At 37.7% G+C, this 22475-nt stretch carries 20 protein-coding genes; 15 read left to right on the top strand and 5 right to left on the bottom strand.

The features are described from left to right. Window positions 1–8: 8 nt before the first annotated feature. On the top strand, window positions 9–1439 hold the full coding sequence (gatB, locus tag HPY74_01630) for an Asp-tRNA(Asn)/Glu-tRNA(Gln) amidotransferase subunit GatB (protein NSW89378.1): 1431 nt from the start codon (window positions 9–11) through the stop codon (window positions 1437–1439). Window positions 1440–1497: 58 nt separating this feature from the next. Here the strand turns inward: gatB and HPY74_01625 are convergent, their stop codons facing one another. From HPY74_01625 to HPY74_01610, 4 genes are all read right to left on the bottom strand, one after another. Continuing rightward, complete coding sequence (locus HPY74_01625) at window positions 1498–2772, bottom strand: adenylosuccinate synthase (protein ID NSW89377.1); 1275 nt, start codon at window positions 2770–2772, stop codon at window positions 1498–1500. Between the two features lie 126 nt (window positions 2773–2898). Beyond that, window positions 2899–3804 carry a LysR family transcriptional regulator gene (locus tag HPY74_01620; protein NSW89376.1) on the bottom strand — a complete coding sequence of 302 codons (906 nt, stop codon included), beginning with the start codon at window positions 3802–3804 and terminating at the stop codon, window positions 2899–2901. Between the two features lie 143 nt (window positions 3805–3947). Then, window positions 3948–5282, bottom strand: a complete 1335-nt coding sequence (gene glnA / locus HPY74_01615) for a type I glutamate--ammonia ligase (GenBank protein NSW89375.1) — start codon at window positions 5280–5282, stop codon at window positions 3948–3950. A gap of 329 nt (window positions 5283–5611) precedes the next feature. Further along, a complete protein-coding gene (locus HPY74_01610; protein ID NSW89374.1) occupies window positions 5612–6859 on the bottom strand; it encodes a 6-phosphofructokinase in 1248 nt (415 codons plus the stop codon). Window positions 6860–7345: 486 nt separating this feature from the next. Between HPY74_01610 and HPY74_01605 the strand changes: the two genes are divergently transcribed. The 9 genes from HPY74_01605 (at window position 7346) to HPY74_01565 (ending at window position 17482) form a co-directional block, all read left to right on the top strand. Then, on the top strand, window positions 7346–8218 hold the full coding sequence (locus HPY74_01605; GenBank protein ID NSW89373.1) for a sugar ABC transporter permease: 873 nt from the start codon (window positions 7346–7348) through the stop codon (window positions 8216–8218). Window positions 8219–8235: 17 nt separating this feature from the next. Continuing rightward, entirely contained in the window at window positions 8236–8973 is a 738-nt protein-coding gene (locus HPY74_01600) for a carbohydrate ABC transporter permease (GenBank protein ID NSW89372.1), read from the top strand. A 152-nt stretch (window positions 8974–9125) separates the two neighbouring features. Continuing rightward, window positions 9126–10553, top strand: coding sequence for a hypothetical protein (locus tag HPY74_01595; GenBank protein NSW89371.1), 1428 nt, complete (start codon window positions 9126–9128; stop codon window positions 10551–10553). 288 nt (window positions 10554–10841) lie between these two features. Continuing rightward, window positions 10842–11771, top strand: coding sequence for a dihydrodipicolinate synthase family protein (locus HPY74_01590; protein NSW89370.1), 930 nt, complete (start codon window positions 10842–10844; stop codon window positions 11769–11771). Between the two features lie 117 nt (window positions 11772–11888). Beyond that, window positions 11889–13862, top strand: coding sequence for a hypothetical protein (locus tag HPY74_01585; protein ID NSW89369.1), 1974 nt, complete (start codon window positions 11889–11891; stop codon window positions 13860–13862). Between the two features lie 112 nt (window positions 13863–13974). Beyond that, the gene (locus tag HPY74_01580; GenBank protein ID NSW89368.1) at window positions 13975–14655 is read left to right on the top strand and encodes a PIG-L family deacetylase; all 681 of its coding nucleotides are present in this window, start codon (window positions 13975–13977) and stop codon (window positions 14653–14655) included. A 71-nt stretch (window positions 14656–14726) separates the two neighbouring features. After that, window positions 14727–15230 (top strand): hypothetical protein, encoded by a 504-nt coding sequence (locus tag HPY74_01575; protein NSW89367.1) that lies wholly within the window; start codon window positions 14727–14729, stop codon window positions 15228–15230. A gap of 250 nt (window positions 15231–15480) precedes the next feature. Next, the gene (locus tag HPY74_01570; GenBank protein NSW89366.1) at window positions 15481–16707 is read left to right on the top strand and encodes an ATP-binding protein; all 1227 of its coding nucleotides are present in this window, start codon (window positions 15481–15483) and stop codon (window positions 16705–16707) included. Between the two features lie 307 nt (window positions 16708–17014). After that, window positions 17015–17482, top strand: a complete 468-nt coding sequence (locus tag HPY74_01565; protein NSW89365.1) for a hypothetical protein — start codon at window positions 17015–17017, stop codon at window positions 17480–17482. 102 nt (window positions 17483–17584) lie between these two features. Here the strand turns inward: HPY74_01565 and HPY74_01560 are convergent, their stop codons facing one another. Further along, window positions 17585–17731 (bottom strand): hypothetical protein, encoded by a 147-nt coding sequence (locus HPY74_01560; protein ID NSW89364.1) that lies wholly within the window; start codon window positions 17729–17731, stop codon window positions 17585–17587. Window positions 17732–18062: 331 nt separating this feature from the next. On the opposite strand from HPY74_01560, the gene fba reads away from it, so the two are divergent. The 5 genes from fba (at window position 18063) to HPY74_01535 (ending at window position 22357) form a co-directional block, all read left to right on the top strand. Then, window positions 18063–18992 (top strand): class II fructose-1,6-bisphosphate aldolase, encoded by a 930-nt coding sequence (fba, locus tag HPY74_01555; GenBank protein ID NSW89363.1) that lies wholly within the window; start codon window positions 18063–18065, stop codon window positions 18990–18992. A 296-nt stretch (window positions 18993–19288) separates the two neighbouring features. After that, window positions 19289–20575: a transposase gene (locus HPY74_01550; GenBank protein ID NSW89362.1), complete on the top strand. Its 1287-nt coding sequence runs from the start codon at window positions 19289–19291 to the stop codon at window positions 20573–20575. Next, the gene (locus HPY74_01545; protein NSW89361.1) at window positions 20565–20732 is read left to right on the top strand and encodes a hypothetical protein; all 168 of its coding nucleotides are present in this window, start codon (window positions 20565–20567) and stop codon (window positions 20730–20732) included. Before HPY74_01550 ends, HPY74_01545 begins: the two co-directional genes overlap by 11 nt. 181 nt (window positions 20733–20913) lie before the next feature. Then, window positions 20914–22200, top strand: coding sequence for a transposase (locus HPY74_01540; GenBank protein ID NSW89360.1), 1287 nt, complete (start codon window positions 20914–20916; stop codon window positions 22198–22200). Next, entirely contained in the window at window positions 22190–22357 is a 168-nt protein-coding gene (locus HPY74_01535; protein ID NSW89359.1) for a hypothetical protein, read from the top strand. The genes HPY74_01540 and HPY74_01535 overlap by 11 nt, the downstream gene beginning before the upstream one ends. The last annotated feature ends 118 nt before the right edge of the window (window positions 22358–22475 follow it).

Genomic DNA, 22475 nt, shown 5'->3' with positions numbered 1-22475 from the left:
GTGAAAAAATGGTTTATGAAGCAGTAATTGGCCTGGAAGTACATGCGGAATTATCTACAAAAACAAAAATTTTTTGCTCCTGTACCACTGAGTTCGGTGGCCTTCCAAATACCCATTGTTGTCCTATTTGTATAGGCATGCCGGGAGTATTGCCTGTTTTAAACAGGCGTGTTGTTGAATATGCAATAAAGGCAGGACTTGCTACAAATTGTACAATTTCCGTCTTTACCAAGCAGGACAGGAAAAACTACTTTTATCCGGATCTTCCAAAAGGTTACCAAATATCTCAATATGATTTGCCTATTTGTAAAAATGGATATATAGAAATTGAAGCAGGAGGACGAAAAAAGAAAATAAGAATTCAAAGGATTCATATAGAAGAAGATGCAGGGAAGCTTTTGCATAGCGAGGATGGCACTTATTCTTTTGTAGATTACAATAGGGCAGGAGTACCTTTGATTGAAATTGTGAGTGAACCTGATATAGCATCTGCCGAAGAAGCAAGGGCCTACCTTGAAAAACTTAAATCCATACTTCAGTTTATAGGTGTTTCAGATTGCAAAATGGAGGAAGGCTCCTTGCGTGCTGATGTGAATATTTCTATCAGACCACAAGGAAGAAAAGAGCTTGGAGAAAGGACCGAAATGAAAAACTTAAACTCGTTCAGAGCTATTTTCAGGGCTATTGAAGCTGAGGTTGCAAGGCAGATAAACGTAATTAAAGCCGGGGGGGTAATTCTCAGAGAAACAAGACGTTGGGATGATAACAGAGGAGAAAGTTATCCGATGAGGAGCAAAGAAGATGCGCAGGATTACAGGTATTTTCCTGAACCTGATTTACCGCCTTTAACAATCAAAAAGGAACTGGTAGAAGGAATGAAAACTACACTACCTGAGCTTCCCAGTGACAGAAGAGAAAGGTATATATCCGAATATGGACTGCCTGCATATGATGCTGAGATTCTTACATCTTCAAAAGAGTTATCAGACTTCTTTGAAGAGGCAGCAAGGAAAAGTACAAATGTTAAGGCCGTGAGCAATTGGATTATGGGAGATTTAATGCGTATACTTAAAGATAGGAATATGGGGGTAGAGGATATACAGTTTCCGCCGGAATATCTTGCAAAGCTAGTATCCTTAATTGACAAAGGTATTATTAACGGGACAACAGCTAAAAAGGTTTTTGAGGAAATGTTTGATACTGGAAGGGAGCCTGAAGTTATAGTAAAAGAGAAAGGACTGGAGATTTTAAACGACGAGGAGGCCCTCTTTGATGTTGTGAGGAAAGTAATAAAGGATAACCCTGCTTCAGTGGCTGATTATAGGAACGGAAAGAAGAAAGCATTGGGTTTTCTCATGGGGCAGGCAATGAAGGAAACAAAAGGCAAAGCCAACCCTCAAATTATAAATGGGTTATTATTAAAAGAATTAGAAAAATAAAAATGGAGCCCCTGCACTTTAGTGCAGGCGGTGTTAAATCATCGTCAACGCATTATAGTCAACGCATTATAATATTCTCCCTCCTGGGGCCATTGGATATCCATTTTATTGGAATACCTATAAAGTTTTCAATAAACTCAACATATTTTTTCGCATTCCCTGGCAAATCATCATATTTTCGGATTCCTGATATGTTACATTTCCAACCGGGGAATATCTTATATACCGGTTTGGCCTTTTCAAGTAGAGAAGTAACCGGAAAGTTTTCCGTTACATGTCCATCAATTTCATAGCCTATACAAACCGGAATCTCATCGAGATAACCAAGAACGTCAAGTAAAGTCAACGCAGCTTCCGTAGCACCTTGAACCATACAACCATATCTGGTAGCTACAGCATCAAACCAGCCCATCCTGCGTGGACGGCCAGTGGTAGCTCCATATTCGCCTGCATCACCACCCCTTTCGCGGAGCTCAGAAGCCTCTGCGCCGTGTAGTTCGGTTACAAAAGGGCCAGCGCCTACACAACTGGAATAGGCCTTGATGACAGCAATGATGTCTTTGATCTCATAAGGGGGAATACCTGCGCCTATAGCGGCAAATCCTGCCAGCGGTGAGGAAGATGTAGTAAAAGGATAAATCCCGTGGTCAGGATCTTTTAATGCACCCAGTTGCCCCTCAAGGAGAATCCTTTTCCCTTCTTTCAGTGACTTATGCAGGAAGCTTGTAGTATCACAAACCATGGATGATATTTTTTCGCCCAGAGACAACAGTTCATTATAAACCATGTCTTGGTCTATAGGTGGCACGTTGTACAGCGTTTTAAGCAATAGGTTTTTTACCTCGCATATAGAAGTTATTTTATCTTTAAGTATCTCCCTATCGTAAAGGTCACATACCTGTATACCAATTTTATAATACTTATCTGAATAAAAAGGAGCAATACCTGCTTTCGTGGAGCCAAACTGCCTGCTGCCTAGCCTTTCTTCTTCGTATTTGTCAAATAGAATATGCCATGGCATTACAACCTGTGCCCGTTCGGATATAAGTAGTTTTGGTTTTGGAATACCTTTATCTTCTAAATTCTTTAATTCATCGAGAAGAATTTTTATATTCAGCGCAGTGCCGGGCCCCAAGATATTAGTTACGTGATTGTAGAATACACCTGACGGAAGTAGGTGCAAAGCAAATTTTCCGTAATTATTTATTATAGTATGGCCTGCATTACTGCCCCCCTGGAATCTTACAACAATATCTGACTCAAATGCAAGCATGTCGGTCATTTTACCTTTACCCTCGTCACCCCAATTGGCTCCTACTACAGCTCTTACCATCTAAAAACCCCCTAAAACAATGTACGTCTATTATGTTTATTTTATCTCTACTGCTATTATATTTGTTTTTAGGGAATAAGTAAAATTCATATTACTTATTTAAATCATAAGATGAAGTTATACACTTTAAAATTTTCCAATACTGGTCTTGTTTTGAATCAACTCCATAAACTTTTTGGCTGCAGCAGTCAACGGCACGTTACGTAATTTAATTATGCCAATATGCCTTGGAGGTATTTTTTCCTCCAAGGCAATTTCAAATAATATACCACTTTTTATGCTTTCTTCTGCAAAATTCCTGACAACACAGGATATGCCCAAACCTCTGCAAGCGAATTGAACAATAAGGTCGCTTGTTGCAAGCTCAAACTCAGGAACCAGTGATACCGAATGCTGAGACAGGTAATCATCTATATACTGCCTTGTGCTCGTATTTTTTTCAAGCATAATTATAGGATACTTGACGAGCTCCTTTATTGAGACTTCCCTTGAAGTAAGGTCGCTAAAACGGTAATTTGCAACAAAACAGTCCTGAATTTCCATTACTTCAGATACATCGATTGTTTCATCATTAGTTAAAGGAAGGCTTACTACCCCAAAGTCAATGGAACCCATTTTCAGGGAATTCACAGTTTCGGGAGACGGACCGTTTGTAACTTTTATTCTAATTTTAGGGAATTGCTTGTGAAATTCTTCAAGGTAAGGAAGTAAAAAATATTTTAAAGTCATGTCGCTTGCACCAATACGTATATTGCCCAAATCAAGATTAATAGCTTCCATAAACTTGCTTTCTGCTAACAATATCGTATTATAGCCTTGTTCAATATATTTAAACAAGACTTCTCCTTCAGGTGTAAGGACAATTCCTTTAGGTGCCCGGGTGAACAATTGCCCTCCAAGCTTGGATTCAAGCTTTTTTATGGCCTGACTTACTGCAGGTTGTGAGATAAAAAGCTCCTGGGAAGCTTTGGAGATGCTACCTGTCTTTACAACATAATAAAAAACTTTATATAGTTCCAGATTAACATCCATAAAAACCACCATAAAAATAAAACGGATTGGACAAATATACAGTATATTTTATTATAACATATTGTTATAGTTAATATGTGTTAATTATATAAGTTTAATTTTAATTGATAGTGTACAGCATAACATACATAGCATTCATTATATCAATACTTTGTTAAATAGTGTTCAAGTTCCCATTTGGTTATTTTGGTCCTGTAATCATCCCATTCTTTTCTTTTGGCTTCAATATATTTAACAAAAATATGCTTTCCCAAAATCTCCTCGGCAAGTTTGCTCTTTTCTAATTCATTGATGGCTTCTTCAAGGCTTCCGGGAAGTGAAAGAATGCCTTCTTTCAGCCTTTGTTCTTCTGTCATTTCGAATATATTTTTATCAATTGGTAATGGAGGCTGAATTTTGTTTTCTATTCCATCAAGACCTGCAATTAAGATTACAGCTAAAGCCAGATACGGGTTACAGGATGGATCAGGGCACCTTAATTCAAGCCTTGTAGCTTCTCCTCTAGCAGCCGGTATTCTGATAAGAGGACTTCTGTTCCTTGCAGACCAGGCGATATATACAGGTGCTTCATAGCCAGGCACAAGGCGCTTATAAGAATTTACAGTGGGGTTTGTTATTGCTGTAATTGATCTTATGTTTTTAATAAGTCCTCCGATAAACCAATAAGCTTCCTGGCTTAATTGCAGGGAGTCGGTTTCATCATAAAATGCATTTTTGCCATCCTTAAACAACGAAATATTTGTGTGCATACCTGAACCGTTAATTCCAAAAATGGGTTTTGGCATGAATGTAGCATGCAAACTATTCTTTTGGGCTATAGTTTTAACAACCATCTTGAATGTCATTATATTGTCTGCTGTAGTAAGAGCTTCCTGATATTTGAAATCAATTTCATGCTGGCCGGGTGCAACTTCATGGTGAGAAGCTTCTATTTCGAAGCCCATTTCCTCAAGAGCAAGGCAAATATCCCTTCTTGAATTTTCGCCTAAGTCCACTGGTCCAAGGTCAAAATATCCGGCATTGTCGTGGGTTTTTATTGTTGGGTTTCCTTCGTTATCGGTAAGAAACAAAAAGAATTCACATTCGGGACCGACATTAAACTTTTCATAACCCATATCGGCGGCTTTTTTCAAGGCTTTTTTCAAAACATACCTTGGATCTCCTTCAAATGGAGTACCATCAGGGTTAAGTACATCACATATAAGCCTTGCTACTTTACCGGTTTGTGGCCTCCACGGAAATACTGCAAATGAATTGGGATCCGGTGCTAAATACATATCTGATTCTTCAATTCTTACAAACCCTTCAATTGATGATCCGTCAAACATGCACTTGTTATTCAACGCCTTCTCAAGCTGTTCTGATGTAATAGCAACATTTTTCAGCATACCAAATATGTCAGTAAACTGAAGGCGTATAAATTTTACATCTAGTTCTTCTACAAGCTTTAAAACATCTTCTTTTCCATATCTTGACATGTAATACTCCCCTTTCATAAAATTTGTAGTTTAAATTTATAGTTTTTAAACCTTTATAATAAATAAAAAGACGTACTTGACGAATGATAAATACCCTTCGTTGAGTACGTCTTGCAATTACCTGTATGCTTCATTGCACAATCAAATAGGTATTAAATTTTATATTACTAAAAAATGTTTAACTATTTTTTATTATAGCATAATAATTATATTGATGCAATAGTTTATAATAAAATTTTATAAATTTTTAAAAATGCAGGATTTTTATTACTAACTTGCAAAACCAGATAGCTCTGCATCTATATCTGCTTTATCCGGCTACTGCCTGCTTATTTCTTAGCAAGCACCTTTTTTAATTTGGCAAACCTTGGTAGGCCATCCTCAATAGGAGGCCTTGATTCACCTTGAATTAACGGAAGGGCATATTTTGCAAACTCATCTGAAACTCCCGTCCCATCATTAATAATCCATTCAAGAGGCACTTTCTTTTCAGTATTGGCTACATCAGTAAGATTAATAAGTTTAATATTACACTTGTATTCAGGTTGTTCAGCCCTTTCAAAAGCTACCATCTTGTCCGTAACTCCCTGTACAGCATGTTGGACTGCAGCCTGTCCAGCCATGTAAGCCTCATTTACATCAGTAAGTGAAGCGAGATGAGCAGCACATCTTTGGAGCAAGCTGAATTCAATGCCGCGTACCTTTGCCCCCGTTTTCTCCTTTACTATATTTGCAAGGGTTGCAGCAAGTCCCCCAAGTTGCGCATGACCAAAGGCATCTTTATGTTTGGCAAGGTCGGTACCATATTCCGAAATATATGTGCCTTCTTTATCTTTAATGCCTTCGGAAACGGCAACTATAACATTCCCGTTTTCTTTGTATATTCTGCTGACATTTTCAATAAATTTGTCAAGGTCAAAAGGAAGTTCAGGCAGATAAATCAAATCTGGTCCGTAACCTTTATATGACGCAAGAGCAGATGCGGCAGTAAGCCATCCTGCATTTCTTCCCATAATTTCCAGTATGGTTATCATCCCCTTGTCATATACCCTTGCATCATGGTATATTTCCATTATTGATGTAGCAATATACTTTGCTGCACTGCCATACCCAGGACAATGGTCGGTACCCCAAAGGTCATTGTCTATGGTTTTGGGTACGCCCATCACTCTGCATTCATAACCAGCTTTTTGCATATATTTGCTGACTTTATTGCAGGTATCCATGGAATCGTTTCCGCCATTGTAGAAGAAATACCTTATGTTATATTTTTTAAATACTTCAAGAATTCTTTTATAATCTGTTTCGTCTTCTTCAGCCTTTTTAAGTTTGTAACGGACAGAACCCAGGGCGGAAGATGGCGTTGTCTTGAGCAATTCCAATTCATAAGGGTCTTCCTTGCTCATATCATAGAGGACCTCATTTAAAATTCCTTTAATTCCATGAGCTGCTCCATAAACTTCAGTAATGCAGTCTTGTTTTAATGCTTCCTCTATTACACCGGCGGCACTGGCATTAATAACCGATGTCGGCCCGCCTGATTGGCCAAACACACATGCACCTTTTAACTTACTCATGTAAAAACCTCCTTAAAATGTGTATAGTTAAGTATATTAAAGCATTAAACTAAGTTTTAATCTACATAAAAATATAACATAATACTTGTTTAATTGCAATCTGCTTTGATATGAAAAGAGTGACAAGCGTCGCATCGCGTTGTCAGACTTCGGACACAAAAATCCTCACATATACCCACATATATATTCCGAAGAGATTATGAACAAAAATATCTATAGAAATTCCATAAAACATCTATAGATTTTGCATCAAAAAGTTATGAATATTGTATATACTGAAAGCAGATATAATTACTATTTATATAAACTCAAATTTAATAAAGGCAAGAGATTATAGTTGGCTAAAGTTTGTGAAAGGGGAATTTTCATGGGAAATGCAACTTTGCGGCTAAACAAATCCGGATTATTATCCAATGGCAGGATAGGTAAATTCGGGACGTTGCTCAACAGAAAAAAAGCAGGATTGAGTGGAGTAAATTTAAGAGAATGAAAGCGCTCTACATTATTTTTCTCATTCCCTTGATTCACATGCTAGTATTTGATTATCTTCCAATGTACGGAGTATTAATATCATTTAAGAACTTTAAATATGCGGATGGTATACTAGGGAGTAAATGGAACAATTTCAAGCATTACAAAGACTTATTTGGAGATATATTGTTTAAACGGGTGTTCTGGAATACATTAAGATTAAGTGTATTGCGGATAGCTTGCTTTCCTCTCCCGATAATATTTGCACTGCTTTTGAATGAAATAACGAAAATGAAGTTTAAAAGAGTAGTCCAGACTATTTCGTATCTCCCCCATTTCTTGTCATGGGTAGTTATAGCAGGTTTCGTGTATCAGCTTCTTTCCCCTGAAGTAGGTATAATTAATTATTTGAGGACTTTATTCGGAAAAGAACCTGTTTATTTCATGATAAAAAGCTCGTACTTTATTCCAATATATCTGGTAACAACTTTTTGGGCGGGAGTTGGATGGGGATCCATAGTATATCTTGCATCAATATCTGCAATAGACATAAATATGTATGAATCAGCAGTTCTAGACGGTGCAAACAGGTTCCAGAAAGCCATTCATATTACATTGCCTTCTATTACTCCAACAATAACAATATTATTTATTCTTAGCCTTCGCAATATATTGAAGGCGAGTTTTGACCCGATTTTTAACTTATACAACCCCCTTATTTACGATGTTGCGGATGTTATTGAAACTTACACTTTCAGGAAAGGACTTTTTGAAGCGAAATACGATTATGCTGCTGCTGTAGGACTATTCCAAAATGTTGTTGGACTATTACTAATATTGATTACAAACAGTATAATAAAAAAAATAAATGATTATGGAATATGGTGAGAGGAAGTGCTTGAAAAGTGAGTTTTCTAAAACAGAAGTCAATAGGAGGATTTGTATTTGATATATTCAATTATACTTTTATGGTAGTATTTTGCATCTCAATACTATTTCCTTTCTGGGATATGATAGTTCTTTCATTTACTCATCCTGACAATACCACTTCGCTAACTTTAAGGCTCTGGCCGGAAAGGTGGTGCTTTGACGCATATGAATTTGTTTTTTCCGACAACAAAATCATAAATGCATACGCCATAACAATATACAGGACAGTTGCAGGCACATTGCTTCATATCGTGTTGACCCTGTTCGCAGCATATCCTTTATCAAAAAGAAATCTTCCTTTAAGGAAATGGCTAATGATATATATATTGCTGCCCATGTTTTTTTCCGGAGGGCTTATACCGTCGTATATTATCAACAGGAAACTGGGATTTGTAGACAGCCTTCTTGTCTATATAATTCCTGGGGCAGTTGGCTCATATGTAATAATCCTGGTGCGCAACTATCTTATGTCAATGGACAATGCCCTTGAAGAGTCTGCGTTTATAGACGGAGCGGGATATATTACTATACTATTTAAAATAACCATGCCCCTGGCAAAACCAATAATAGCTACGATTGCGCTCTGGAGCGCGGTAGGTCATTGGAATGCATGGATGGATTGCCTTATATATATAAGGGATGAACGCAAAATCGTTATGCAGATGATACTTAGGAGAATGATCGATTATTGTATCACGCAAGGTAGAAGTTAAACAGGAAGCGCCGGATTTTAACGTTAGTATTTTATAGTTCTGGTGGGTTTTTAAATATATACAAAATATATACAAATAAAAATAGATAAAGGAGGGTAAATGTACATGTCAAAAAAATTATCAAATATTTATGCCTGGCAATTGCTCTATTCATGATAGTAGGGCTTGCCGGGTGTGTAAAAACCATCAGTGAAAAAGAGCAGGATGATGGAAAGGAGGAAGAGGCCAGTCAGACCGGTGCGATCCCGGAAGATCCATACGCCAAGAAGTTTGAAATATCATGGGTATCATGGGCTTGCGGAGATATCGAACAGGATAACTGGGCAGCTAAAAAATTGGAAGAAAAGCTTAACATAAAGCTTGTAACCAAAAAGGTCGATCTTGCCCAAAGTCAACAGGTTGATCTAATGTTAGCCTCGGGAGAAATGCCTGATTGCGGATGGATAGGCAGAAGCCCTGAAAAGATGGATGAACAAGGTTTGATAAGGACTATACCCAAAGACTTGATAACCAGGTATGCGCCAAATTACGTCAGGCTTCTTGACAGCGACCCGATTGGCTGGAAATTAAACCTTGCAGAAGGCAAAGAAGACGAATATCTTTGTCTTTCGGGCTACAGGGCAGGAGACAAAGATGTATTATCCTTTACTTCGGTTTATCGTCTTGACTGGCTAGAGAATGTTGGCATAAGCCCTAATGGTTCCCTGGAACAAATAGATAATGATGGCAGGATATTTATTGTTCAAAATCCGTTTACCCAGGAACAGTTCGTAAGCATAATGGAGGCATTTACCAAGAATGATCCTGACAAGAATGGCAAAGATGACACATACGGCATGACGGCGGCGGGAAGAGATGCTTTTTACTGGAATCCTATTTTTGGCATGTTTGGTTTTCAGGATACCGGGATAGTTGAGGAAAATGGAAATGCTGCAGAGTTTTATGTAACAAATCGTTATAAAGAATTTCTTAAGTTTGCAAACAATTTATACAAGGAGGGTTTTCTTGATACTGAATTTGCAACACTAAACCGGCAAAAAGCATGGGAAAAGATTGCATCCAATAAAGCCGGATATAGCGGTATTACGGTTGGATGGCTTAATAGCGGCTTTAAAACAAGGCCTCCTCTTAACATGCTGCAAAATGAAGGGGCAAAAATTTTGATAACTCCGCCTGAAACCGGTTTAAACGGAAAAGGTGGAACAAGGCCTTATAGCTTTATGAACTATGCTTATTACTTTTATGTGGCAAAAGAGGTAGACGATGAAAAACTGGTTCGAATACTTCAGTTGTTTGATTACGCAAACTTTGACAAGGATGCGAAATTCTTTTTAAGATACGGAGAGGAAGGGGTTCACTTTGAATGGTCAGGGAAACCTTATGAATCGGCTCCCATATTAAAAGAAGGAATTAAAACCGGTTCGAATACAGGATTGGGGTCATACAATTCAAATTATATTACGGACCTGGATATTAAAAAGCTTTCGTGGGAGGAGACTACGGCAAAAGCTCAAAAATATGCATGGAATGAATGGCAGAAACATCTTTTAAAACCTTACAAGATGGGAAAATTACATTAAAAGAATCAACGACGCAGGATATTCCAAGATACAAGAAGAATTAAACAAGGCGCCCCTTTATGAAGATGTATTGAAAGGCGATTTTTAGTTTTTTGGTTTAACGTAAGGTTAGGTAGTCCGGGAGAGCGTATAAGCGAAACCGGCGGTGGATAGCCCGGTAGATATGCGAAGCCGGATATAGGAAGCTACGCATCCGGAAATCATCAATTGTTTATCTTCCGGTTATCTTCCGGTTGTCTCCCGGATATTAACAATGCATTTGAAGGCAAGGGCAAAGGAGAATAAAACATGAATATCAATAACATGAGAGGTCTTATTATAGCTTCTCCTACTCCTTTTGACAGTAAAGGCGGTATTGATAGAGAAGCAACTGAAAGAATGCACAACTATTTTATTGAGAATGAAGCAGATGGAATATTCCTGCTGTCTTCCACAGGGGAGTATTTTTCCATGCATCCCCAAAAAAGAAAGGAGTTTGTCAAAGTATCTGTTGATTGTGTTTCCGGGAGGGTGCCGTTAATGCTTATGGTTAGCGATGCCTCGCTGGAAGTTGTAATGGAAAATATAAAATGCTACTCGGAAAGTGGAGTGAACGCATTTGTGCTTACTCCTCCATACTATTACAGGTATTCACAGGATGAGCTTTACAGGTTTTTTACAAAGGCAGCTGATTGCAGTCCCATACCATTAATACTGTACAATGTTCCTCTCAGGCTTCCGAATAATCTTGAACCGGATCTCGTCGAATCCTTAAGCCGGCACTCGAATATTATAGGAATAAAAGAAACGAGCTTGGATGCCGAAAGGCTTTTCAAGCTTCTTTGCATATTTAAAGGCAGAGAAGATTTTGTTGTATATAGTGGGTCTGAAAGGTTTGCCGCTTACACAGCCCTGTTCGGAGGCAGTTTTGTCTATGCGCTTGCAGCGCTGGGACCGAAGCTTTTCAAGGAAATGCTCAGGCTTGGGAAAGAAAAAGACACAGGTGGAATACAGATGCTTCAGGATAAGATAAATAAACTTTCCGGGATTTTCAATGCAGTAAAAGGAGGAAGCCAGGAAAGTTTTTCGAATTTTTCCATCGGGATAAAAGCTGGTTTAAAGCTAAAAGGGATATGTGAAATCCATGGTTCCCAGTTAGGGTATGAACTATGCGATAGAGATTGGGAGCGGATCAAAGAAGCCGTTCTTGAAGCAGGAATTAGTAATGCAGGTAAATAATACAGGGGATAAACAGAAATAGTTTTATTACAGAATCAATATAAACATAATTAATATGTAAATTTGATATATAAATATGTAAATTTGATATATAAATAGGAAAAAGGAGTGAAATACTTGGAGAAAGACATTCTTACCCCGGATAAAAAAGTTTTTATTAGAAGCGAATACGGACCAATATCTTTTGGATTAGTGCTAAGGGGTTCGGTAGTGGAGTGGTCCGGCAGGGGTGCCAGGGATTTGCTTATTAGCAGGTGCTGGGAAGGGATTTACCTATATCCATCCAAAAGCCTTAATGATACAGAGCTAAATACCGAACCCATAAAAGTTTTTCCATCTCTTGTTCAACCAACTTTGGCTATTCCTGCCGATTGGAATGGAGATGGCCTTGATGATCTCATAATATCGGATAGAAGAGGATTTTTATATTATTCAGAGAGAAGAGGGGAGTACCCGGATTTATCTTTTGATTTTATGGGTGTTTTAAAAGATTACGATAGCGGCCTTACATTTAATATACCGTATGATAATCCCGGACATCAGTTGAATGATCAAAATAAATATATAGAACCGCAATTTCATAATTATACCTATCCATCAATCTATCCCGAAGGAGAAGGCAGCCGGCTGAACCTTGTTATTGGGGATTTTTCGGGCAATTTATGGTGGCTTCCCGACCTGGGGGACGGAAAGGAGAAACCTGTTTATAAGGGCCGAAAATACAGAAAAGATAAGTCACAGCTGGTAACACAATATGGCATGGAATTTATAGAAAGATACGGTGATGAATATGTAATGCCCTGTTATAAACTGGTGGATGAAAATGATATCCCGTTTTTGCTTGGAGAAGGGGTCGATGGAGAAAAATACTTCACGGGAAGCAATACATGCCCGGAATTGTATGGAAATCCTGTTACGGATACATATGACCTTTTAGTATTGGCAGGTACAAAAACCAGGAAACTTTTCTTCCTTCATAGGATTGGCAGCAATAGCCAGGATGTCCCCATGTTTAAAAATATGGGAGAAGTGCCTGTTGAAGGGCTGGATATATCAGGATTCGGATTTCATTCAACACTTATTGACATTTATAATGAGGGGTGGACTGATATTTTCATATCCAATGGAAATGAACTGGCTTTGCTTAAGAATAAAAGAGTCAGCAATATAGTGCCCGAATTTAAATTTGACAGGTGGATAAGCAGCAATGATGCAATTACTTCAGGATATAATTTTACTGAGATCCTGGAAGATAAGGACAAGAAAAAAAGATTCATAATTGACTCCGGGAATAATAACTGGAGTTGCAGAGAAATATTGGCAAAAAATGGCGAGATAAGGTTATCAAAAGAAAAAATTCCCATAAAAGATCAAAACGGCATATTTGCCGTAGAAGGCGAAACGGATTCAATAGGGGGGAAAAACTGGGGATTTAATAGAATGTTTAAATGGGATTTCGACAATAGCGGCAGGCAGCATATGATAGTAGGCACCGATAAAGGGTTTTTGTATATTTTAATTGATGAAGGCCGGATATGGAATAACAAAGAAATAAAATTCAAATCGGCAGGTCCCCTGAAGGATATTCACGGAAATATAATCAAGGTGCATAACAGGCTGTGCGCGGTACCTGCGGATTTAAACAACGACGGGTATGAAGATCTGATTTTGGGTGCCGCAACGTATCAACTGGGGATAAAAACCGATCCTAATCCCGGTGGAGGTTTATATTATTTGATTAATAAGGGTATTGGCGCTGACGGACTGCCTCTGCTGGCAGAGGTTATGAAACTCCCCATAGAAGGCTGGGAGCCAAAAATCGGTTTAAACAGCATGATTAACATGCAAACCCTGGATATTGATAATGATGGAGAAAAGGAAGTCATAATAGGGATAAGGGAAGAAAAATATTTGAACAGAGTCTTTAAAGTAAAAAAAGATGAAATAGGATTACAATATACAGGTTTCAAAGTGCCAGGAATGCGCCATATAGAGCATCTTCTGGATATAGACGGAGATGGGATGGCAGAAATTGTTTTTGCCGGGGGAGAACCGGGGATTGGGTATTATATAAAATGCAGCTGTTGCTAGGAGCCTGCCCGGATAACCTGCTATTTTCGGGCAGACTCCCAGAAAGCCGCATACGGCAAATGACAGTAGTAGTATTATTATTATAAATATTATCATTATGGGGAGATCCTTTATGAAGAAATTAAAAATTATGGCAATATATGCTCATCCTGCCGACCCGATTACCGATTGTGGCGGTACGCTTGCATTGCATGCCGAAAGAGGAGATGAAATAACCGTATTAACATTAACTCATGGAGGCAGAATTCATCCTAACCTGTTTGCTGAGGAATGGAGGAAGAAAAACCCGGACCAATCAATAATCAATGCAAAGAAAAGCGAAGTGATAATGAAGAAAAGGAAAGAACTTGAGAAAGCGGCTGAAATAATAGGTATTCATAATTTAATATCTTATGACTTTGAGGATAACTATATTAAAATTGAAGAAGATATTGTGAATAAAACTGCGGAGGAAATTGCCAGGACAAGGCCGGATATTATTATAATGGATTATCCTGTTAATGCGGCTTTCCCGGATCCTCACACCCTTGCAAGTATAATGATCTTCAACGCTATAAACAGGGTAAATTTATTTGTGAAAAATCTTGATGGCAGACCGGAGCTTCATGTAAAACAAATATTTTTAACCAAGTTGCCGGTAAATGCGAGAGATGGAATAAGTCTCAACGGATTAAGGAACGATTTATTTATTGATATAAGCAGTATTATAGGAAAAAAGATAGAAGCCATGGACCAGTTCATAAGCCAGGGATATAGCGGAGATTTTGCCCGCATATTTCAGTGTGGTTTTTAAAAAACTTACAGGTCAGAATTTTGTCGATTATGTAAACAAAGTGAAAGTAGAAAAAGCCAAAATTCTCCTTTTTGAAATCAATATATCTTGGACTTGACAAGGATTATATCAGTATATACGATGCCGCGGGAAATCTCGTCGCATCCAATAAATTCCGCCAGAAAACAAGTTTGGATCCCGAAAATATTGAGTTTAAATGGAATATAGATGAGAAGATTTTGGATTACAAAACTGTAAAGCTGATACTTCAACCCGTTATAGAAAACTCAATATACCATGGCGTAAATAAAGTGGAACGGCACGGTGTTATTGAAATATCATGCATTGATGCCGGTGAAAACATTGAATACAGAGTTAAAGATAACGGCGCGGGTATAAGTGAAGACGCTTTGCAGCTTTTAAGGAAGAGCTTGAGTGAACCCGGTTTGGGCAACAGGATTGGTATTTATAATGTCCAGTCAAGATTGCGGCTTTATTTTGGAAAAAGGTTCGGGCTTGCAATACAGAGCAAAAAAGGGGAAGGCACGGAAGTAACCATAACAATACCTAAAATTCCTGATACTCTTACCGGATGAATTGTTGGAGGTGTTAAACTCATAATAACTTGCATAAACGAAGTGTATGTGTAAATTGCGGCAGCTGCGGCGATAAATCTATGATGGCAAGACATCGTCCGGAGCTATATTATCACTATTTGACGATTATAGGTGTTGGAATTTTGTGAGAAGACAATGCCAAGGAATACATATTATATCGTGTTGACAAAATATATAAATTCGGCTATAATATATGCAAGTTGTATTTTAGCCGAAAGGGCGTGTTGCTATGAACTATATAAAACGTGATTTAGAAGATATAGTGCTGGGATTATCTAAGGAATATCCGGCTATACTCATAACAGGTCCGAGACAGGTTGGTAAAACTACAATGCTCCGGAAGTTAATGGAAGGAACCAGTCGTATATATGTAAGTTTGGATGATTTAAATAATAGAAATTTGGCAGAAAATGATCCGGCAATGTTTTTTCAGATTAATAAGCCCCCTGTATTGGTAGACGAAGTGCAGTATGCTCCGGGACTTTTCAGATATATTAAAATACTAATTGATAAAAACCACAATGCTGGTGATTTCTGGCTTACAGGCTCCCAAATTTTCAAACTAATGAAGGGAGTACAGGAATCTTTAGCAGGGAGGGTTGCTATACTTTCCATGTCATCCTTATCACAACATGAAATATATGGAGAAGGCAGCAATGAACCATTTACAATTGATTTGGATTCACTGCTAAGAAGAAAAAACACTAGAAAACCTGCGGATACTCCTGAAATGTTCAGAAGAATTTTTAATGGTTCCATGCCTGCTATAATTAGTGGAAAGTATACCAATACAAGCATATTTTATAGTAGCTATCTGAATACATATTTGGATCGGGATATAAAAGAAATATCGGGAACGATAGATTCTTTAAAATTTTTTAATTTCATTACGGCAACTGCTTGTAGATGCAGTCAGATGCTTAATGTGGCAGAAATTGCAAGAGATGCGGATATAAATCAGGTAACAGCCAAAAGGTGGTTAACCATATTGGAGACACTGGGAGTTATTTTTTATCTGCATCCATATTCAAACAATATGCTCAAACGAACTATTAAATCGCCAAAACTATATTTCTTTGATACAGGATTAGTTACCTATCTTACGAAATGGAGCAGTCCGGAAACATTGGAACGGGGTGCGATGAGCGGAGCAATATTAGAGAATTATGTTGTTTCCGAAATTGTAAAGAGTTATTATAACTCAGCTAAGCAACCGTTTATCTATTATTATCGGGATAAAGATACAAAAGAAATTGATGTAATACTTGAGATAGATGGTAAATTAATGCCTATGGAGATTAAGAAGACAGCAACCCCAGGAAGACAATTAACAGAAGTTTTTAAATTGCTTGAAAAAGCTTCCGTAGAAAGAGGACAAGGAGCAATTCTTTGCATGAAGCAGGAATTATCTGCTATTGATAGAGATAATCTGATTGTTCCAATATGGATGATATAGAGTAGAAAGACAATATTATCGCAAAATAAACAAATTCCTGTGTCAACAGAGATGAAGCACGAATTTAAAAGAATGTGTCTAATGGGGACGTACACATTTTGTCACATTTTTTGTCAACTGTTTCGCAAGTGGGAGAAGGAGTCACAGGAGAGGAGGATGGTTTTTGCTTGGTGTATTTATAAATGACTCCGGAATTTTTCATACACCCATGCTTCACGCTTTACTATGCGGACTGAGCGCGGAACGAGCTACCCACTAAGCGGACTCGCCAAGCGGCGCCATTTAGAGATTCCAAGAAAGAGTATAGTTGCACATAGAATTGACTATTGACATAGAATCAGCTATTGACAGAGAATCGAAGCTGACTCCTCTTTTCAAAATTGATGAAGAAATAAAGCAATTCAGACCTTATATATTTCAAGTGCTTAGCGAAGAAGTTGCCTTGAAAGACATGATGAATATGCAGGGGATGGACTTCATAAAGGGTTTTTCCGGAACAAGAATGGCCACTCTCACATTCAACAAGACAGATGGTGACAAGAGGCTTCTTTCCATGAATGAAACAGCAAGAAACGAAATAGACAATACTTATCAGCTTATTGATCTAATAAAAGGAGAGGTTGACAAATACCTTCCTGTCACCGAATCTCAAGAAAACGAGGATGTCTTTGTTCTTGGTCCTAATTTCGTTGAGACGCTTTACAAAAAGATCGACATTATGCTAAAGCACATGATTGATGCTGAAAGAAGACTCTATGAAAGCAACAATAGGTAGAATGGATAAATGGACAAAAGAACCATTGCGCATAAATAAATCACATCTTTTTGCAAACAATATAAAGCAGAGACGGTGTTGACTTTAACAAGGAATTTTTTATTACAATGTATCCATGCTAAGCTCATCATTCATCATTTTCAATATGTCTTTATATTTAGTTTTATAAATACAGTTCATAAAGCAGTCATAATATTTTGCAAATTTATTCCAGAATATAGCTTCTTTGTCTGCTTTTGTTTTAGTCAATATCTGCACTTCCTTTCTCAGTGCTTTTGCAAAAACTATTTTCCTTCTTTGAAATTAAAAAAGAAATTGGTGCATTATATAAATCAATTATATTATATCTTGCCGTTTAATAAAAATAAAGAGCATATAAATAATGCTTATTCTGCACAAAGACCCGCAAGTATCATGCACGTATCACGTATATAACTGCTCTGCTATAATAAAATTAGAATACCTTAACTTTTTTTCAATATTAAGATCAGAGCTAAATTTTCAAAACTCCTTGATTTTAAACCACAATATGTTAAAATTATATTAAACATGACAAAAAGTTAACAAGGAGAGATTATATATGCCGTTGGTTACATCAAAAGAAATGTTTAAAAAAGCCTATGAGGGTGGTTATGCAATTGGTGCATTCAATGTAAACAATATGGAGATTATACAAGGGATTACCGAAGCAGCTAAAGAAGTAAATGCTCCCCTTATCTTACAGGTATCTGCAGGAGCCAGAAAATATGCAAAACATATATACCTTATGAAACTTGTTGAAGCAGCGTTGGAAGATACAGGACTTCCTATTTGTCTCCACTTAGATCATGGTGAAGACTTTGAAATATGCAAGGCATGTATTGATGGAGGATTTACCTCGGTTATGATTGACGGTTCAAAGTATCCTCTAGGGGAAAATATAAGGTTGACAAAACAGGTGGTAGACTATGCCCACAGCAAGGGAGTTGTTGTCGAAGGTGAGCTGGGAAGGCTTTCAGGAATAGAAGATGCAATCAATGTATCTGAAGCGGATGCTGCTTTCACAAAACCTGAAGAAGTTGAGGAATTTGTTAAAGCAACAGGCGTTGATTCACTGGCAATTGCTATTGGAACCAGTCATGGTGCTTATAAATTCAAGGGTGAGCCCAGGTTGAGATTTGATATCCTGGAAGAAGTACAAAAAAGGCTTCCTGGTTTCCCTATAGTGCTTCATGGGGCATCATCAGTTATTCCGGAACTTATTGATGATATTAATAAATATGGCGGAAAAATGCCCGGAGCAAAAGGTGTTCCGGAAGAGATGTTAAGAAAAGCAGCTTCAATGGCTGTATGCAAGATAAATATTGACTCAGACCTCCGCCTTGCTATGACTGCTTCTATTAGAAAACATTTTGCAGAACACCCTGAAGACTTTGACCCCAGGAAATATTTAGGTCCTGCTAGAGCAGCTATAAAAGAATTGGTAAAACATAAACTTATTAATGTATTGGGTTGCGCCGGCAAGGCGTAAACTTGCATGTGGTACCAGTGCCCGCGTGTTGCACCGGCTAAGACTGCCCTTCAAAAAACAAATTAAAATTTAGGGCAGTCTTTTTATCTTTACATATTACTCTTTTTGCAAATGTTCTCTTTCTGAGTGAACTACCTCCTAAGACAAGCAATGATGGTTTTCTTGAAGTATAAGAATTTATATATTTTTGCTCAGGTTTAAGCAGTTGATGCAAGTGGGTTTGAAGCAATACACCAACAATTTACATGGTAATAAATGTCTGTTAAAACTGAAGAGAAAATGATAGAATTAGGGATATGGATACGAAAGAAAATATATTAAAGCAAATATTTTTTGATGAGAATAAAAACTGGGACAGATTTGTAAAACTGCACGGTAAAAACATAAGGGAGGTAGTAATTGAAGAAGTAGAGAAATTCCGGTTGTGTGGTGAGAAAGAAGCAGGGTTCAGCCTGTTTGCGTGTGATTGTTGTGGTGAGACAAAAGTAGTGCCCCATCGTTGTAAGGGAAGATTTTGCAGTGTTTGTGCAACAGGATATATGCAGGAATGGAGCAGGAAAACGGCAGAGAATATGTATGACATTCCACATAGGCATATCATGTTCACACTTCCTGAGGAGATGTGGGAAATATTTCTAAGACGTCGAGATCTGCTAAAAGACTTAATGGATATATCAGTTGACTTATTGCAGGACTGGTTTAAAAAAAGAGAAAAAGTAGAAGTTGGTATGATGGTGGGGCTTCACACGTTTGGAGCTACAATGAATTTTAATCCTCATGTACATGTATTACTTACAGAGGGTGGGTTAACAAATGATGGTAGGATGAAACGAGTTGGTTTCATCCCATATGAAATGTTGAGAAAAAGATGGCAGTACTGCGTAATAAAAATGCTAAGAAAGAAGTTATCGGGCCGTGACAAAGAAAGATACGGGAAGGTATTAGGCAAGACATACAGTAATAATGATGAGGGGTTTGTGGTATATGGACCGCCAAACAAAAGGAAAGTAGGGATAAAGGAGCAGATTGGTTATATAGGCAGATATATAAGGAGGCCGGCAATAGCTTTAAGAAGGATATTGTCATATGATGGCAAGACAGTAACATTCAAATATTTTGATAAAAAAGAAAATAAGGAGAAAACAGAGACAATAGATGTAATGGAATTTATAGCAAGGATAATAAGGCATATACCGGACAGGAATTTTAAAACGATAAGGTATTATGGGTTATATTCAAGGAGAAACAAGGCAAAAGTAGATAAAATACTCAAAGTAAAAAAGAATAAAATACCCAAAAAGAGCTGGAAGGAAAAAGTTGAGGCGGGAACAGGGAAGAATCCGCTGATGTGTCCAAGATGTGAAGTAGAAATGGAATATAAGGGCGAGGTATGTTTGAAGAATGGTAAATTAGTGATAACATATGCAAAGTGTGCGAAGGCCCGACGATGTTTGGAGGGATTGATAGGATATGAACCGCCAAGAAAAAAGAAGATTGCAAAGGGAAGAAGAAAAGAGAAAATGGTTAAAATCAACCCAAAACAGCAGCAAATCGACGGTCAGATTCATTTGCTTGCAATGTAATGTTGAAGAGGATATACCAAGGGAAGTTGTAGAATATTGTGATGCAATGGATGATGGAGATATAGATGTACCGCCACGATTCTCTTGTGAAAACTGCGGCGGTGAGATGATACCAAAAAAGTATAAAGGTGTCCATGGTATTCAGTACGAGTATTAGCAGGTACTTGAATTAGTTACGCGAAGCGGTGCGCGTTAGCGCTTTTTTTAAAGTATAAGAATTTATATATTTTTGCTCAGGTTTAAGCAGTTGATGCAAGTGGGTTTGAAGCAATACACCAACAATTTACATGGTAATAAATGTCTGTTAAAACTGAAGAGAAAATGATAGAATTAGGGATATGGATACGAAAGAAAATATATTAAAGCAAATATTTTTTGATGAGAATAAAAACTGGGACAGATTTGTAAAACTGCACGGTAAAAACATAAGGGAGGTAGTAATTGAAGAAGTAGAGAAATTCCGGTTGTGTGGTGAGAAAGAAGCAGGGTTCAGCCTGTTTGCGTGTGATTGTTGTGGTGAGACAAAAGTAGTGCCCCATCGTTGTAAGGGAAGATTTTGCAGTGTTTGTGCAACAGGATATATGCAGGAATGGAGCAGGAAAACGGCAGAGAATATGTATGACATTCCACATAGGCATATCATGTTCACACTTCCTGAGGAGATGTGGGAAATATTTCTAAGACGTCGAGATCTGCTAAAAGACTTAATGGATATATCAGTTGACTTATTGCAGGACTGGTTTAAAAAAAGAGAAAAAGTAGAAGTTGGTATGATGGTGGGGCTTCACACGTTTGGAGCTACAATGAATTTTAATCCTCATGTACATGTATTACTTACAGAGGGTGGGTTAACAAATGATGGTAGGATGAAACGAGTTGGTTTCATCCCATATGAAATGTTGAGAAAAAGATGGCAGTACTGCGTAATAAAAATGCTAAGAAAGAAGTTATCGGGCCGTGACAAAGAAAGATACGGGAAGGTATTAGGCAAGACATACAGTAATAATGATGAGGGGTTTGTGGTATATGGACCGCCAAACAAAAGGAAAGTAGGGATAAAGGAGCAGATTGGTTATATAGGCAGATATATAAGGAGGCCGGCAATAGCTTTAAGAAGGATATTGTCATATGATGGCAAGACAGTAACATTCAAATATTTTGATAAAAAAGAAAATAAGGAGAAAACAGAGACAATAGATGTAATGGAATTTATAGCAAGGATAATAAGGCATATACCGGACAGGAATTTTAAAACGATAAGGTATTATGGGTTATATTCAAGGAGAAACAAGGCAAAAGTAGATAAAATACTCAAAGTAAAAAAGAATAAAATACCCAAAAAGAGCTGGAAGGAAAAAGTTGAGGCGGGAACAGGGAAGAATCCGCTGATGTGTCCAAGATGTGAAGTAGAAATGGAATATAAGGGCGAGGTATGTTTGAAGAATGGTAAATTAGTGATAACATATGCAAAGTGTGCGAAGGCCCGACGATGTTTGGAGGGATTGATAGGATATGAACCGCCAAGAAAAAAGAAGATTGCAAAGGGAAGAAGAAAAGAGAAAATGGTTAAAATCAACCCAAAACAGCAGCAAATCGACGGTCAGATTCATTTGCTTGCAATGTAATGTTGAAGAGGATATACCAAGGGAAGTTGTAGAATATTGTGATGCAATGGATGATGGAGATATAGATGTACCGCCACGATTCTCTTGTGAAAACTGCGGCGGTGAGATGATACCAAAAAAGTATAAAGGTGTCCATGGTATTCAGTACGAGTATTAGCAGGTACTTGAATTAGTTACGCGAAGCGGTGCGCGTTAGCGCTTTTTTTACGCCTTTTTTACGCCTTTTTTACGCCTTTTTTACGCCTTTTTTATAAAACCCTTTTTGCACCGGATAT

Source organism: Bacillota bacterium (assembly GCA_013314855.1).
In the GTDB taxonomy this organism is placed as follows: domain Bacteria; phylum Bacillota; class Clostridia; order Acetivibrionales; family DUMC01; genus Ch48.
This window is presented reverse-complemented; position numbering and strand designations above follow the sequence as displayed.

What these genes read in the sequence shown, in the direction of transcription:
- gatB (NSW89378.1), top strand. Translation starts at nt 9, where the DNA reads ATGGTTTATGAAGCAGTAATTGGCCTGGAAGTACATGCGGAATTATCT.
- HPY74_01625 (NSW89377.1), bottom strand. Translation starts at nt 2,772, where the DNA reads ATGGTAAGAGCTGTAGTAGGAGCCAATTGGGGTGACGAGGGTAAAGGT.
- HPY74_01620 (NSW89376.1), bottom strand. Translation starts at nt 3,804, where the DNA reads ATGGATGTTAATCTGGAACTATATAAAGTTTTTTATTATGTTGTAAAG.
- glnA (NSW89375.1), bottom strand. Translation starts at nt 5,282, where the DNA reads ATGTCAAGATATGGAAAAGAAGATGTTTTAAAGCTTGTAGAAGAACTA.
- HPY74_01610 (NSW89374.1), bottom strand. Translation starts at nt 6,859, where the DNA reads ATGAGTAAGTTAAAAGGTGCATGTGTGTTTGGCCAATCAGGCGGGCCG.
- HPY74_01605 (NSW89373.1), top strand. Translation starts at nt 7,346, where the DNA reads ATGAAAGCGCTCTACATTATTTTTCTCATTCCCTTGATTCACATGCTA.
- HPY74_01595 (NSW89371.1), top strand. Translation starts at nt 9,126, where the DNA reads ATGATAGTAGGGCTTGCCGGGTGTGTAAAAACCATCAGTGAAAAAGAG.
- HPY74_01590 (NSW89370.1), top strand. Translation starts at nt 10,842, where the DNA reads ATGAATATCAATAACATGAGAGGTCTTATTATAGCTTCTCCTACTCCT.
- HPY74_01580 (NSW89368.1), top strand. Translation starts at nt 13,975, where the DNA reads ATGAAGAAATTAAAAATTATGGCAATATATGCTCATCCTGCCGACCCG.
- HPY74_01570 (NSW89366.1), top strand. Translation starts at nt 15,481, where the DNA reads ATGAACTATATAAAACGTGATTTAGAAGATATAGTGCTGGGATTATCT.
- fba (NSW89363.1), top strand. Translation starts at nt 18,063, where the DNA reads ATGCCGTTGGTTACATCAAAAGAAATGTTTAAAAAAGCCTATGAGGGT.
- HPY74_01550 (NSW89362.1), top strand. Translation starts at nt 19,289, where the DNA reads ATGGATACGAAAGAAAATATATTAAAGCAAATATTTTTTGATGAGAAT.
- HPY74_01540 (NSW89360.1), top strand. Translation starts at nt 20,914, where the DNA reads ATGGATACGAAAGAAAATATATTAAAGCAAATATTTTTTGATGAGAAT.